We start from the raw sequence: 14,642 nt of genomic DNA on the forward strand, positions 1-14,642 counted from the left end.
GAGGCCATGGCGAGCATCTTCAGCAAGATCATCGACGGCGACATCCCGGCGCACTTCGTCTGGCAGGACGAGGTGTGCGTGGCGTTCCTCGTCATCGACCCCATCACCGACGGGCACACGGTCGTCGTGCCGCGCGGGGAGATCGTCGAATGGACGCAGGCGCCGCCAAGCATCTTCGCGCATCTCACGGGTGTCGCGCAGATCATCGGTCAGGCGCAGCAGCGCGCGTGGCAGGCGCAGCGCGTCGGCCTGCTCGTCGAGGGGTACGAGGTGCCGCACCTGCACCTGCACGTGTGGCCGACGCAGAGCCCGGCCGAGTTCGACCCGCACGCCGTCACGCGAGGCCAGGACCAGCAGATCCTCGCCGAGAATGCCGAGGCGCTGCGGGCGCAGTTGCGCACCGACGGTCATGCCGAGACCGTTCCGGACGCCGCGTCGCCGCAGACCTGAGTGGCCGCGGCGTGGGGGAATCATCCCCGCGCGCGGGGCGTTGAACGGTGAGCACCTGACGAAGGAGTACGACGTGCTTGATCCCACGCAACTGTTCCGCATCGAGACCGACACCCCGCTCGCCGAGCAGAGCGCCTCGACCCTCGTGGTCTCGCTGGGCGGTTTCATCGACGCGGGCAACACACAGAAGTTGATGACGGCGCACATGCTGGGCACGCTTGAGCACACGGTCGTCGCGTCGTTCGACGTCGACCAGTTGCTCGACTACCGCGGTCGCCGCCCGATGATGACGTTCGATCGCGACCGCTACAGCGAGTACGACGACCCGGCTCTTGTGCTGTACCGCCTCGTCGACGCCGAAGGCACGCCGTTCCTGCTGCTCGCCGGCCCCGAGCCCGACTACCAGTGGGAGCGCGTCAGCGAGGCCGTCCGCATCCTCGCGGCGAACCTCGGCGTCTCGCTCATGGTGAGCGCGCACGGCATCCCGATGGCCGTGCCGCACACGCGCCCGGTCGGTTTCACGCGTTTCGCCTCCGATCAGCGTCTGCTGACGGAGAACGAGCCGCTCTTCGGCAACGTCCAGGTGCCCTCGAGTGCCGAAGGGCTCATGCACATTCGGCTCGCCGAGGCGGGCATGGACACCGCAGGTTTCGCGATCCACGTGCCGCACTACCTCACGCAGGTCGAGTTCGCGGACGCCGCGCTCGCCGCGCTCGAGGCCGTCTGCGGGCTGACGGGGCTGGCGATCCCCGCTCAGGAGCTCGCCGCGATCGCCGGGCTGCATCGCGCCGACATCGCCAAGCAGATCAGCGAGAACGACGAGGTCACCGAGGTCGTCGAGGGCCTCGAGCGGCAGTACGACGCCTTCACCGAGGGTCGTCGTCGACGCTCGCTCCTCGCCGCCGAGATGAACGACCTGCCGAGCGCAGACGAGATCGGCGCCGAGCTGGAGCAGTTCCTGCGCGCCGAGGGAGAGGATCCGGGCACCAAGGGCTCGTTGTGAGCCCGCGAGCGCTTCTCGCCGGCCGTCGGTCTGAGCCGACGGCCACGCGGGCTTCGCAACGCTCGCCTGGCTGCGGCCACCCCTGCGGTGGCTTGCCGGGCCCCCGCCAACTTGGGAGGATCACCTCATGTTCGGATTCGGTCAAGACAAGAAGGCTCCTGCAGCCCCCGAGAAATCGTCGGGCATGCTCGACTCGACGGCCAACACCCTGGCGCAGCACCTCATCTCGGTGGGCATCGGGGGCGTGGCGACGTTCAAGTCGGCCCGCGCCGTCGCCGACGAGGCGATGAAGAAGGCGGGCTCCAAGGAAGCGGCGATGGACGACGTCGTCGCATCACACACGAAGCTCGCGGGCGCGAACGGCTTCCTCACCAACCTCGGCGGTTTCGTCACGCTCCCCGTGGCACTGCCCGCGAACGTCATCGGTTTCTACACCGTCGCGACGCGCATGGTCGCGGCAATCGCCGCCATCAACGGTCACGACGTCGACGACCCAGCCGTGCGCTCGGCGATCCTGCTCGACCTCATCGGTGCGGACGCGACGCAGGTCCTCAAGGGCCTCGGCCCGATGACGGGTGGCGTCGCGACGAACGTCGCCACGCGCAAGCTGCCGCCGGCGGCGCTCGCCGTCGTGAACAAGTCAGTTGCGTTCCGTCTCGGCTCGCAGGTGGGGCGTCGCTTCCTCACGCGCATTCCGCGCCTCATCCCCGTGGCGGGCGGCTTCATCGGTGGCGGCCTCGATGTCGTCCTCATCCGCAAGATCGCCCAGTCGGCGCGTCGCGACTTCGTCGCGCAGATCCCGCCGTCAGCCTGACGTCGCCCTGATTCCACCCCGAACGCCACTCGTCTTCGACGGGTGGCGTTCGGCGTGAACGGGCCGGTTCGGCGATGTGTCGTCTGTGCGCATCAACGGGCTTCCGGGCGACGATCTGACGGGCCGCGAACCCCCGCCTGGCCTTGCTCGAACGGCCCACTCACCCACAGGTGTGACGGCTACGGCCCGTTTCGCGGTCCGCAGGATGCCTCGTCCACAGGTTTGTGGCTCGTGGTCAGCGCGCGGGTGGCGTCATGGGTTTCGCTGGGGGGCATGAAGACAACAACACGACTCAAGGGCCTCAGCGCCCTGGTGGCAGCCCTTCCCGATCTCGTCGGCTCCGAGGGGGCGGGCGCCGTCATCGTCCTGTTCGAACGTGACGGTGCGCTCGCGGGGGTGCTCGGCTGGGCGGACGATGCGTGCGACGGGGAGACGGCGCACATGCTCGACGTCGTCGCTGAGCGGCGCGCGACGATGGGTGCGCAGGCCGCCATCGCCATCGCCTATCGCTGCGAGCCGGGCCGCGTCGACATCGCGGCCCTCGCGAAACGCATCGAGCGCCGCGTGCCGCTGCACCACGTCCTCGGTGCCAGCGACGAGCACTGGTGGGCCATCGAATGCGAGCTCGGCTGCTGTGACGGCGCGATCCACGAGATCCCGTCCCTGTCAGAGCAGACCCGCGAGCAGCTTCGCGACGTCCGCCGCGGCGGCGAGGCCATGGCCGCCACCGCGCGCCCCGTTCCCAGCGTCGTCGACGTCCGAGCCGCCTGGGCACGGTTGTGCGACGTCCCCGACACCGCGTCGGGCACCCGGCGACGCTCCCGCAGCGCCGACCTGCAGGTGCTCGCCGACGCTGTCGTCGATGGCCCGACGCGCGATGAGATCCTCCTGTGCGTCGCACCCGAACTCTTCCGTCTGCTGAGCCCGGGCACGCCGCTCGGCGAGCCCGGCCCGCCGATGACGAGCGCGTGCCTGCGAACTTGGCTGCCGCTCGTGCCGCGCCACGGCCGCGCCGCGTGGAAGGCCCTCGAGGCCGCCGCGACCTGGCGCGAAGGCGACCTGCGGGGAGCCGGTGCGTGCGCCGCGGCGTCGCTGCTCATCGGGCGGACGTCATTGGGGCAGCTGCTGCGCGACATCACAGGCACGGGGTTGTCGTACGAGCAGGCCGTCGGTGCGCTCCACACGAAGGCTCGGCAGAGTTCCGTCGCCTGACGAGCGTGCCGGTTGTGGGAGCGCGCCACATCGTGGACGTCGCCGCGCGGGCGATGGAAGCCGCGGGCAGGGCCGCCTACTGTGTCGCAGGTCAAGAGTTTCAGTGACACAAGCCCCGGCTTGCTGAGCGGCAACCCTCCCTCGCGGCGGGGTGCCCCGGGTGACGACAGGGCCGCCCGTGGGCGGCAAGCGCGAGAGGTGGGTTGCGACCCACCTCGGAATCGAGGACGTCATGGTTTCGCACCGTCGCCTCGCCGTGGCCGACCCCGCGGCGCCCCTCACCGACGGCGGGTTCAACCCGCACGCACGTGCCGTCCACATCGGCACCCTGACGCTGGAGAACGGCGCCGCCCTGCCCGACGTCGTCATGACGTACGAGTGCTGGGGCGAGCTGAACGACGACGCGAGCAACGCCGTCCTCGTCGAGCACGCCCTGACCGGAGACTCGCACGTCGTCGGGCCGGTCGGCCCCGGGCAGCCGACGGCGGGGTGGTGGCCTGGTCTCATCGGCCCCGGCGCGCCCCTCGACACCGACGAGCTGTTCGTCGTGGCGATCAACGTGCTCGGCGGCTGTCGCGGCAGCACGGGCCCCATGTCGCTCGCACCAGACGGCCGGGTGTGGGGCGGGCGCTTCCCACACGTCAGCGTCAGGGATCAGGCGCGCGCCGAGGCGCGGGTCGCCGACGCTCTCGGCATCGCGCACTTCCACACCGTCATCGGCGGCTCCTTCGGCGGGATGCGCGCCGCGGAGTGGGTGGCGACCTTCCCGCATCGGGTGCAGCGCGCCCTCGTCGTCGCGAGCTGCGCGGCGGCGGGCGCCGACCAGATCGCGTGGGGGCACACGCAGGTGCGGGCAATCGAAGCTGACCCGGATTTCCGGGGTGGCGGCTACCTCGAGCAGGGCGTCTTCCCGACGTCGGGGCTCGGGCTCGCCCGCCAGATCGCGCACACCTCCTACCGCAGCGCGCACGAGTTGCAGGAGCGGTTCGGGCGCGAGTCGCAGGGAGCGGACCGCACGCTCGACGGCGGCCTGTTCGCCGTCGAGAGCTATCTCGAGCACCACGCCGCGAAACTCGTCGCGCGGTTCGACGCCATGAGTTATGTGCGGCTCACGCAGGCGATGGCGACGCACGACGTCGGCCGCGGCCGCGGCGGCATCGAGCCTGCGCTCCGGGTGTTCGGGGGTGAGCTCGTCGTCGCCGCGGTCGACTCCGATCGGCTGTTCCCGGTCAGTGCCTCCGCCGACATCGTCCGGGCTCACGGGCGCGGACGGCTGCGTCTCATCCACTCGCCGCACGGTCACGACGGTTTCCTCATCGAGGCCGACCAGATCGCGGCGCTCGTGCGCGAGGTCATCGCTCGGCCGCTCACGGCCGAGGCGGGCCGCGTCCGTCCCGTGGCGTGACGGCGGGCGCTCGCGGCACCTCGGGTAGCGTGTGAGCCGATCGCCACAGTCGCAGAACAGGGGTTGCGCATGTCCGTCGTCGTCAGTTTCGCTCCGGGCCCGGAGGGTGAGGCCGCGGTGGCCGAGGCCGTGCGTCAGTCGAGTGTGCTGGGGCGCCCGCTCGTACTCGTCTCGACCGTCCCGAGCGACGACGCGCGCGCTGCCGCGCTGGAGAGTGCGGACGCGGTCGGCGGCCGCGTCGTGCAGGTGGAGGAGGGCCAGGACGCGGTCGAGGTGATCCTCGACGAGGTGGCCGAACTCGACCCGGCGCTGCTCGTCATCGGGCTGCGTCGCCGCACGCCCGTCGGCAAGCTGATCCTCGGTTCGAGCGCTCAGCGGCTGCTGCTCGACGCGCCGTGCCCCGTCCTCGCGGTCAAGCCCACAGCGCACTGATCTCGCGCTGCTCCCAACCCCGGCCTGACGCGCTTGCGTCAGGTCGGGAACACCCGCGCACGCAGGGGCGTTGAACCCCGTGATTCTGCGGTTCTCGACCCAGAGTTCTATAATGGTGAAAGAAGCGACGCGGGGGATCGAATCAGGCACCACGGTGCCAGGCGAGCTCAGGTGAGTCTCGGGCAACCGGCTCTCGTCGGATCCCGCCCCCGTGGTTCGTCTCTTCCCTCGTACGAAGCGCTCGGCGCGCGATTGCGCCTGCCCGATGCGTTGTGCACTCTCGGAAGGTAGTTGGTGACCTCAGTGTCCGAAACGGCTCAGACCCCCGCGCTTCCCGCGGACATCGACCATCCCGCGGTCATTGCTCTGTTCGAGCAGGGGCGCGCGAGCGGCACGGTCGACAGCGTGGTGCTGAAGACCGCCCTCGAAGAAGCGAAGATCTCCATGGCCAAGCAGAAGGCGGTGCTGAAGGCGTTGGGGGCCGAGGGCATCGAGATCGTGCTCGACGAGGTTCACGCGGCCCAGGCCGTCGCCACGACGACCGGGCGCAAGAGCGCGGCGAAGAAGTCGACTGCCAAGAAGACGGCGACGAAGACCGCTGCCGCGAAGAAGACCACCGCGGCCAAGACGACGACCGCGAAGAAGGCTGCCGTCAAGAAGACGGCGGCGAAGAAGGCCGTAGAGGCGGAGACCGACGTCGAGCTCGACGAGATCGTCACCGCCGACGGGGCGAGTGAGGCCCCCGCGAAGAAGGCGGCCGCCAAGAAGACCACCGCCAAGAAGGCGACGGCGAAGAAGGCCACCGCGGCCAAGTCGACGATCGCGAAGAAGACCACCGCCAAGAAAGCATCCGCTGGCGAGCCGGACGAGGTCGTCGCCGAGGACGTCGAGATCGACGACGTCGTCGTGACGGACGTCGAGGCAGGCGCCGAGGAGGTCGACGAGGCGAAGAAGCCCGCCGGCGAGGCCGAAGACGAGAAGGGCGGCTTCGTCCTGCGTCCGGGTGACGAGGATGACGCGCCGGCCCAGCAGGTCGTGACGGCGGGTGCGACGGCCGACCCGGTCAAGGACTACCTCAAGCAGATCGGCAAGGTCGCCCTGCTCAACGCCGAGCAGGAGGTCGAGCTCGCGAAGCGCATCGAGGCCGGCCTGTTCGCCGAGCAGAAGCTCGAGTCGGGCGTCAAGATGGACATGAAGCTCAAGCGCGAGCTGTGGTGGATCGCCTCGGACGGCAAGAACGCGAAGAACCACCTCCTCGAGGCCAACCTGCGTCTCGTCGTGTCGCTGGCCAAGCGTTACACGGGTCGCGGCATGCTCTTCCTCGACCTCATCCAGGAGGGCAACCTCGGCCTCATCCGCGCGGTCGAGAAGTTCGACTACACCAAGGGCTACAAGTTCTCGACGTACGCGACGTGGTGGATCCGTCAGGCCATCACGCGTGCCATGGCCGACCAGGCGCGCACCATCCGCATCCCGGTGCACATGGTCGAGGTCATCAACAAGCTGGCTCGCGTGCAGCGTCAGATGCTTCAGGACCTGGGCCGCGAGCCCACGCCGGAGGAGCTGGCCAAGGAGCTCGACATGACCCCCGAGAAGGTCATCGAGGTCCAGAAGTACGGCCGTGAGCCCATCTCGCTGCACACGCCCCTCGGTGAGGACGGCGACAGCGAGTTCGGTGACCTCATCGAGGATTCCGAGGCCGTCGTCCCGGCGGACGCCGTCAGCTTCACGCTGCTGCAGGAGCAGCTGCACTCGGTGCTCGACACGCTGTCCGAGCGCGAGGCGGGCGTCGTCTCGATGCGCTTCGGCCTCACCGACGGCCAGCCGAAGACGCTCGACGAGATCGGCAAGGTCTACGGCGTGACGCGTGAGCGCATCCGTCAGATCGAGAGCAAGACGATGAGCAAGCTGCGACACCCGTCGCGCTCGCAGGTGCTGCGCGACTACCTCGACTGAGAATCCTCGACTGAGAGTCGTGGACGAGGCGCGAGGCGTTCGCAGCCTCGCGTACGACGCCACTGGCTCACATCCACTCGAGTGGATGTGGGCCAGTGGCGTGTATGCCGTGTTAGAGGGCCCTCGTTCGAGAAGTCTGGGCGTAGGGAAAACGCAGATATCCGCGACCTTGACGGGTCGAACGCCCGACCATCCGGCACACCGGACGAGCCAGAACGTCTGACGCTCCGCGGAACCCACGCTCGAAGGGCCCCGCGGCGACGTCAGCTCCGTGTCCCGAACGCCGAGCGGGGCAGCAGCCACGCCCGCAGGCGAGCGCCGACGGAGGCGTCGGAGCGTGCTGCGCGCGTCACGCGTTCGGTCGTGGCAGCCATGCCCCGCGCAGGCGTCGGAGCGTAGCGCGAGTTCTCGATCGAGCGTGCCGCGCGTTCGACGGCTTCGACGAGGTGCGTCGACGCGCGCGGGTTGTCGTCGGCGAACCGGCCGGCCGCTTCCTGTGGGGATCGCTCGGTCGTGATGACGTACCCGAGGTCGCGCAGGTTCCACACCATGCGGTGCCACAGCGCCTCGTCACGCTCGCGGGGCTCACGTGCCTGACGCACCAGGCGGTTGCGTCGCCACCAACCGAGCAGCGGCAGCGCGCCGAGCAGGGCGATGACCGCCAGTGGGCCGAGCAGCGTCAGCAGGACGCGACCAAGAACGCCGTCGTCGTGGGGCGTCACCGGCGCGCCGTGCGAGGTCGACCTCGACGTCTGCGTCGTCGACGGGGCAACCGAACGAGTGGACGGCACGGGCGCGCTCGAGCTCGTCGTCGGGGCGCTCGACGACGACTTCGTCGCCGACGGGCTCGTCCGTGCGTAGGCCGGGGCCGCGCCCGAGCGCGAACCGGGCGTCGGCTCGAACCGCGTCCACCCCATGCCGGGGAAGTACAGCTCCGGCCAGGCGTGCGCGTCCGCGGCGCGGACCTCGTACTCGTTGCCCCGCTTCGTGCCGGGAAGGAATCCGATCGCGACGCGCGCCGGGATGCCGAGCGAGCGCGCGCTCATCACCATCGCGGTGGCGTACTGGGTGCAGTAACCCTGCTTCGTCTCGAGGAAGTTGGACAGGGGGTCGAGCTTCGCGCCGTCGACGGTGCGGATCGGGGCGAGCGTCAGCGAGTACGTGTAGGACGGGTCGGTGCGCAGGTGGTTCTGGATGGCGACGGCCTTGTCGAAACGCGAGGTCGCATCCCCGGCGCCGGAGGCGGTGAGCAGCGCGTCGATCCGCGTGCGGGCCGCCTGCGGCAGCGAGGCGACGTCGAGGTCATCCTTCGTCACCCCACCGGTTCCGGCGCTGACGGCCGAGTCGTCGACGGGGCGCGCTGCCGCCGTGAACGTCCGGAAGATGACGGCGTACGCGGGCACCTGAGCGTCGAGGTGCGGCACGCCGGTCGTCGTTCCGACGTCGAAGGTGTCGTGGCGCTGGCCGAAGGCGGCGGCGCGCAGCGTCGTCGGCGCGGCGATGAACGGCGGCTTCATCGCGTTGAGCGTGACGGTGGCCTGCGAGCTCGTCGTCGGCACGGCCGGGTCGTAGCCGAGCGCCGGGAACTCGCTGTTGGCCTTCACCTTCGTCGTCGGCTCGTTCGTGCGGGCGCGCCACTGGCCGTCCGCGTACGTCGAGCTCGTCGTCACCCGGAGCGGGCCGGGCTGTGAGTCCTCGGTCGTGTAGGTGAGGACAGGCGCCGCGTTGCGCGAGGACAGATCCTTGCTCAGATCGAGCGATGTCGAGAAGTCCACGCTCGTGTCGACGCCCCGGGCCCCACCCTCGGCGAGAGCCGGAGTCGCGCGGGTCGGCACGTGCCCCGACAGGGCGGCGGCGCCGGCCACGGCCAGCACCGTCACGGCGGCGAAGACGGGCGCACCCGTCAACGTGCGGGAACGACTCGTGCTCAGCCACATCAGGAGCGCCCACGCGGCTGCGGCAGCAGCGAAGTAGGGCAGCGGCAACGTCTGACCGAGCGCGGTCGTCGCGAGCACGAACGGCGCCGCGACGGGCAGCACGGTGGCGGCCGGCAGCTTCGAGGTGCCCCCGACGTAGTCGACGACGAGGGCGACGAGCGCGGCGCCGAGCGTCAGCGCGGCGATGACGCCGGCGATGGCCGGCAGGGGAGCGACGGAGGAGTTCGCGACCTTCTGCGCCTCGTGGCCGGCGGCCCGCAGAGCGGACGGGGTCGGGGAGACCCCGTGCGCGGCGAGCGCCGCGAGTGGCGAGACCACGACGGCCGCCGCCTGCGCGAGCACGATGAGCCAGGAGCGTGCACCCACGCGTCGCAGCCCGGCGCCGATCGCCCACACGACGAGCGCGGCCACGACGATCGGCACGCCGACGCTGCCGGCCTTCGACAACTCGACGAGCGGCCAGCAGGCGCTCAGGCACAGCAGCCCCAGGGCGACCTCGGCGAGGATGCGGCGGGTGGTCATCGAGCTCCTTCGGCGGGGGCGGTGGTGACGGGGCGCGCCTCGGGCACCGTATGTGTGCTCCACCCGTCGGCGTCGAGGCGGGCGCGCATCGACGTCACGGCATCGGGTGATCCGGCGACGAACGCCTCACCCCCGGACGGCGCCGGCCCCAGTGAGCCCGCGGTGTTGGCGTGGACGAAGACGACGTGCGCGGACGCGGCGTCGTCGACGAGGGGGCAATCACCCGCGACGGCGAGGGCGTCCATCGCGTCGTGGAGATCGCGGTAGGTCTCGGCGCCGACCCGCAGCGCGAAGGGCTGGTGCGCGCGGGCGCGTGCACTCAGCCACGAGGCGCAGGCTTCGACGAGGCCTTCCCATCCGGCGTCGACACCCGGGGTCTCGACGTGCCCGACGAGCCGGGCACGGGCGGTCTCGTCGGTCGGTGGGTCGAGCTGGCGGACGATGAGTTCACCGCGGCGAGCGGTGGCGGGCCAGTGCACGAGGCGCATGTCGTCACCGCGCACGTACTGGCGCACGCTCGCCCCGACCTCGCCGCCGAAGGCGAGGTGCGATTCGATGCTCGAGTCGCCGACGAGGCTGCGCCCGCGCTGCGGCGTGAGCGCGACGTCTTGGCGGGGCCACACGCGGATCTCACGGCGCGCGGTGACGTCCCGCGTCAGGTGCGCGAGGCCGAACGGGTCACGCACGACCAGGCGCGTCGGACCGGTGACGAAGCGGCCGCGGTGAGGTGCGCTCACCGCGTATTCGCCGTCGAAGTGGCGCCCCTCGACCGGCCACGACGGCGTCGGGCCGCCGAACGTGTGCGGTTCCTGGAGGGTGGCACCCGAGAATCGCGCCGACGGCGACAGCTCGGCGTGGACTGCGACACGCTCGCGGTCACCGGGTTCGAGCGGCAACCGCGGGCCGGCGTGACGCACCTGCGCCGACGCGCGTGTCGCGACGAGCAGCGTCAGCACGCTGAGGACGAGGAGCAGCAACGCGAAGATTCCGGCTCGCACGAGGTCGGTGAAACCCGAGAACGCGCCGATGAGCACGAGGGAGACGCCCGCTCCCGCGAGCAGCAGGCCACGACGGGTGAGGCGCGGCAGCGCGCTCATCGCGACGCCGACGGCACAGCCACGGTCTCGACGAGGTGGCGCACGACGTCACCGGGCGTCTCGTCGCGCTGGGCGCGGTTCATGAGGACACGGTGCGACAGGACGGCGGGCGCCATGGCGGCGACGTCCTCCGGTAGCGCGTGGTCGCGCCCCGCGATGGCGGCGTGGGCGCGCGCCGCGCGCAGCAGCTGCAGCGAGGAGCGCGGGCTCGCGCCGAGACGCAGGCTGGGGTGGCTGCGCGTCGCGGCGACGAGGTCGACGACGTACTGACGCAGCGCGTCACTCGTGTGCAGCGACGCGATGGCATCGATCGCGTGCTCGACGTCGTCGGCGCTGGCGACGGGACGCAGCGTGTCGAGCGGGTCCTTCTCACCGTGATGCAGAAGCATGTCGAGCTCGGCGCGCGCAGAGGGGTAACCCATGCTGATCTGCGCCATGAAACGGTCGCGCTGCGCCTCGGGCAGGGGGAAGGTGCCGTCCATCTCGACAGGGTTCTGTGTCGCGACGACCATGAAGGGGCGCGGCAGCGGCATGGTGCGCCCGTCCATGCTCACCTGGTGCTCCTCCATCGCTTCGAGCAGCGCCGACTGCGTCTTCGGCGAGGCGCGGTTGATCTCGTCACCGATGACGATGTTCGCGAACACCGCGCCCGGACGGAACGTGAAGTCACCCTTGCCCTGGTCGTAGACGTTGACACCGGTGATGTCGCTCGGGAGCAGGTCGGGCGTGAACTGGATGCGTCGCATCGTCGCGTCGACCGAACGGGCCAGGGCCTTGGCGAGCACGGTCTTGCCGACGCCCGGCACGTCCTCGACGAGCAGGTGACCGCCCGCGAACAGCACGGTGACGGCCGTGAGCACGACGTCGTCCTTGCCCTCGACGACGAGGGCGACGTTGCGGCGCACGGCGTCGGCGAGGCCGAGGACGTCGGTGGTCGCGGGGTAAGGCTCGGGGCTGCGGCGTTCCATGACTCACGATCTTGCCAAACTTCCCTCCCCGGCCACAGTTCGCCCCGCGGGCTCGGATGCGTCGTCACCCGCCTGGCCGACGAGCGCATCGCCCTCCACCGCGCTCCACGCACGCCCTCCACTGCGCTCCACCGGGTTCCTCCACATCGCTCCACCTGCGCTCTCGACGAGATGCCGTGGCCGTGAAGCCGTCGACCGAGCCGGACCCCGCGCCCCCACGCTCGGGGAACGGCGGTTTTTTCCCTCCACCGCGCCCCACCCGCCGTCAGCCCTGCAATGACGCGGAAATCGCTCTGCCCAGATCACGAGATCAGACATGATGGGGCGACATGGTGGGGTGAAGTGGAGTAGAGTGGGGGTCATCGGAGCGAGATCGGTGACGGGAGGTGCCCAGCCGTGTTTCTGGGTACCCACACGCCGCGTCTCGACGACAAGGGCCGCATGATCCTTCCCGCGAAGTTCCGCGAGAAGTTCGCTGCGGGCCTCGTCATGACGCGTGGGCAGGAACGCTGCCTGTACGTCTTTCCGATGAACGAGTTCGAGCGCATCGCTGCCGCGATGAACACGACACCCGTCACCTCGCGTGCGGTGCGTGATTATCAGCGCGTCCTGCTCTCGGGGGCCTCCGACGAGATCCCCGACAAGCAGGGCCGTGTGACGATCCCGCCGCTGCTGCGCGAGTACGCGGGTCTTTCGAAGGAATGCACGGTGATCGGTGCGGGTAACCGCGTCGAGATCTGGGACACGCAGGCGTGGAACGACTACCTCGCCGGCGCGGAACAGCCGTTCTCCGAGCAGGCCGAAGAAGTCGTTCCCGGTTTGCTGTAGCCCTGCTGTCGCGAGGTCTCCGGCCGCTGAGAATCCGACACACCTTCCCCGGTGCCGGAAGCCCAGCGGCGGGGGCCCTGGCGACAGCAGCGCCGCCGGCCGAATGCCGCCCACCCCGATTCGAGCGACGGAGCACCGATGGAGATGTCACGCGGCCTCGCAGCCGATCGTCACGTGCCCGTCATGCTCACCGAGATCCTCGACGCTCTCGCCCCCTCGCTCGCGCGCTCCGGCGCTCTCTACGTCGACGCCACCCTCGGCATGGGTGGCCACACCGAGGCCGTGCTCGAGCGCTTCGGCAAGGCCCGCGCCATCGGGATCGACCGTGACACCGAGGCCCTGCGTCTGGCCGGTGAACGCCTCGCCCACTTCGGTGACCGCTTCGAAGGCGTGCACGCCGTCAACACCGAGGTCGCCGACGTCCTGCCCCGCCCCGCGGACGCGATGCTGTTCGACCTCGGCGTCTCCAGCCTGCAGCTCGATGAGCTCGACCGCGGCTTCAGTTACCGCGCCGACGCGCCACTCGACATGCGGATGGACCAGACGAGCGACGGGCCCACGGCCGCCGACGTCCTCAACACCGCCAGCCAGGACGAGTTGGAGCGCATCCTCAAGACGTACGGCGAGGAGCGCTTCGCCCGCAAGATCGCGCACGCCGTCGTCAAGGAGCGAGAGAAGCAGCCGTGGACGACGTCGGGTCGGCTCGTCGAGATGTTGCGCTCGGTCATCCCGCTCGCTTCGCAGCGTCAGAGCGGCCACCCGGCCAAGCGCACCTTCCAGGCCCTGCGCATCGAGGTCAACGACGAACTGCGCGGCTGGGAGCAGGCTGTGACGTCGGCGCTCGACTCGCTGGCCGTCGGCGGACGCCTCGCCGTGCTGTCGTTCCACTCGCTGGAGGACCGCATCACGAAGCGCGCTTTCGCAACCGCGTCCGCCTCGACCGCGCCGCCCGGTCTACCGGTGGAACTACCCGAGCACCGTCCCGAGTTCGCGCTCGTCACCCGGGGCGCCGCCGTCCCGAGCGAGGACGAACTCGAGCGCAACCCCCGCAGTGCCTCCGTCAGATTACGAGTCATCGAACGCACCCGAGCGAAAGGAAGCCAGTCATGACCCAGCTGGCCGCCCCCACCCGCGCCCCTCGTCGAGTGACGACGAGTCGCCCCCGCGTCACCTCGGCCCGTTCCGGTGCGCGTCCGGCTCGGCCAGCGACTCAGGTCGCCACCGCCGAGCGCGCCGGGCACACTCGCTTCATGGCGCTCGCCGTCCTCGTCGCGATGGCCTCGGCGCTTGCGCTGTTGTTTCTCAACACGATGCGCGCCGAGCAGTCGTTCACCCTCTCGACGCTGCGCAGTGACGTCTCGACGCTCAACGAGCGAGAGCAGGCGCTCGACAGCGAGATCTCGGCCGTGTCCGCGCCCGAGGAGCTCACGCTGAAGGCCGAGAGCTACGGCATGGTCAAGCCGGCGTCGATGACCTATGTGAGTCGGGACACGGGCAAGAAGCTCGGCGTGGCACACCCGAGCCAGGCGGGCACGGCGCTTAGTGTGAACACGCTCCCGAGCACCCCCGCCAGCAAGGCGGCCGGCGAGGTGATCGCCAGCGGCACCGTCGGTCTGCACATCACCGACCCGGTGGCGCAGGCGCAGGCTCGAGCCAAGGAGAAGGCAGCGGCCGACGCTGCTGCGGCCAAGGCCGAGGCGGCCAAGAAGGCCGAGGCGGTCAAGAAGGCCGAGGCGGCGAAGAAGACGAGCAAGTAAGACGTAGAGCGAGCACGACGTGGACGAGCGGGACGAGGAGAGCTGACGTGGATCGACCCCGGCGCTCTCAGCCCGGCCAGCCTCGCCGCCCCCGTCCCGACGACTCCCAACGTCCTGGATCTCGCGGTCGGGTTCCGGCGCAGAACCGGCGACAGGGACGACCCCAGGGTCAGGATCGGCCTCGCGAACGGCCGGCTGCGGGTGGTGGTGCGCGAGGCGTTCGTCAGAACAGCGACGGCCAGGGCCGCCCGGTGCGCTGGA

General features: G+C 70.4%; 13 protein-coding genes and 1 riboswitch. Of the genes, 10 read left to right on the forward strand and 3 right to left on the reverse strand.

The window, feature by feature from the left end:
• Positions 1-6 precede the first annotated feature (6 nt).
• From ABH936_RS00605 to ABH936_RS00635, 7 genes are all read left to right on the forward strand, one after another.
• A complete protein-coding gene (locus ABH936_RS00605; RefSeq protein WP_006946632.1) occupies positions 7-450 on the forward strand; it encodes an HIT family protein in 444 nt (147 codons plus the stop codon).
• A gap of 73 nt (positions 451-523) precedes the next feature.
• Positions 524-1,453: a PAC2 family protein gene (locus tag ABH936_RS00610; RefSeq protein WP_040014953.1), complete on the forward strand. Its 930-nt coding sequence runs from the start codon at positions 524-526 to the stop codon at positions 1,451-1,453.
• 127 nt (positions 1,454-1,580) lie between these two features.
• Complete coding sequence (locus ABH936_RS00615) at positions 1,581-2,267, forward strand: EcsC family protein (protein ID WP_006946552.1); 687 nt, start codon at positions 1,581-1,583, stop codon at positions 2,265-2,267.
• A gap of 273 nt (positions 2,268-2,540) precedes the next feature.
• A complete protein-coding gene (locus ABH936_RS00620; RefSeq protein WP_288756437.1) occupies positions 2,541-3,479 on the forward strand; it encodes a hypothetical protein in 939 nt (312 codons plus the stop codon).
• Positions 3,480-3,568: 89 nt separating this feature from the next.
• Positions 3,569-3,677: riboswitch (SAM riboswitch) on the forward strand.
• Between the two features lie 34 nt (positions 3,678-3,711).
• A complete protein-coding gene (locus tag ABH936_RS00625) occupies positions 3,712-4,884 on the forward strand; it encodes a homoserine O-acetyltransferase (RefSeq protein ID WP_288756436.1) in 1,173 nt (390 codons plus the stop codon).
• Between the two features lie 69 nt (positions 4,885-4,953).
• Positions 4,954-5,316, forward strand: a complete 363-nt coding sequence (locus ABH936_RS00630) for a universal stress protein (RefSeq protein ID WP_404602081.1) — start codon at positions 4,954-4,956, stop codon at positions 5,314-5,316.
• Positions 5,317-5,610: 294 nt separating this feature from the next.
• Positions 5,611-7,272, forward strand: a complete 1,662-nt coding sequence (locus ABH936_RS00635; RefSeq protein WP_404602082.1) for an RNA polymerase sigma factor — start codon at positions 5,611-5,613, stop codon at positions 7,270-7,272.
• A 263-nt stretch (positions 7,273-7,535) separates the two neighbouring features.
• Here ABH936_RS00635 and ABH936_RS00640 read toward each other — a convergent pair whose 3' ends face one another.
• Genes ABH936_RS00640 through ABH936_RS00650 form a run of 3 tightly spaced genes read right to left on the reverse strand, consistent with a single transcriptional unit; the run spans position 7,536 to position 11,796 of the window.
• Positions 7,536-9,731: a transglutaminaseTgpA domain-containing protein gene (locus ABH936_RS00640; RefSeq protein ID WP_404602084.1), complete on the reverse strand. Its 2,196-nt coding sequence runs from the start codon at positions 9,729-9,731 to the stop codon at positions 7,536-7,538.
• Positions 9,728-10,828 carry a DUF58 domain-containing protein gene (locus ABH936_RS00645; protein WP_404602086.1) on the reverse strand — a complete coding sequence of 367 codons (1,101 nt, stop codon included), beginning with the start codon at positions 10,826-10,828 and terminating at the stop codon, positions 9,728-9,730. The genes ABH936_RS00640 and ABH936_RS00645 overlap by 4 nt, the downstream gene beginning before the upstream one ends.
• Entirely contained in the window at positions 10,825-11,796 is a 972-nt protein-coding gene (locus ABH936_RS00650; protein WP_115296345.1) for a MoxR family ATPase, read from the reverse strand. Before ABH936_RS00650 ends, ABH936_RS00645 begins: the two co-directional genes overlap by 4 nt.
• Positions 11,797-12,192: 396 nt before the next feature.
• Here ABH936_RS00650 and mraZ point away from each other — a divergent pair, with 396 nt between their 5' ends.
• The 3 genes from mraZ to ABH936_RS00665 all read left to right on the forward strand — a co-directional run bounded on the left by mraZ (position 12,193) and on the right by ABH936_RS00665 (position 14,381).
• Positions 12,193-12,624, forward strand: a complete 432-nt coding sequence (gene mraZ, locus ABH936_RS00655) for a division/cell wall cluster transcriptional repressor MraZ (RefSeq protein ID WP_006946550.1) — start codon at positions 12,193-12,195, stop codon at positions 12,622-12,624.
• A gap of 138 nt (positions 12,625-12,762) precedes the next feature.
• Positions 12,763-13,734 (forward strand): 16S rRNA (cytosine(1402)-N(4))-methyltransferase RsmH, encoded by a 972-nt coding sequence (rsmH, locus tag ABH936_RS00660; protein ID WP_404602089.1) that lies wholly within the window; start codon positions 12,763-12,765, stop codon positions 13,732-13,734.
• Complete coding sequence (locus ABH936_RS00665; protein WP_404602091.1) at positions 13,731-14,381, forward strand: hypothetical protein; 651 nt, start codon at positions 13,731-13,733, stop codon at positions 14,379-14,381. Before rsmH ends, ABH936_RS00665 begins: the two co-directional genes overlap by 4 nt.
• Positions 14,382-14,642: the final 261 nt, after the last annotated feature.

Origin of the sequence: Dermacoccus sp. GAS27A (genome assembly GCF_044909235.1) — a bacterium.
Taxonomy (GTDB): Bacteria; Actinomycetota; Actinomycetes; order Actinomycetales; family Dermatophilaceae; genus Dermacoccus; species Dermacoccus nishinomiyaensis.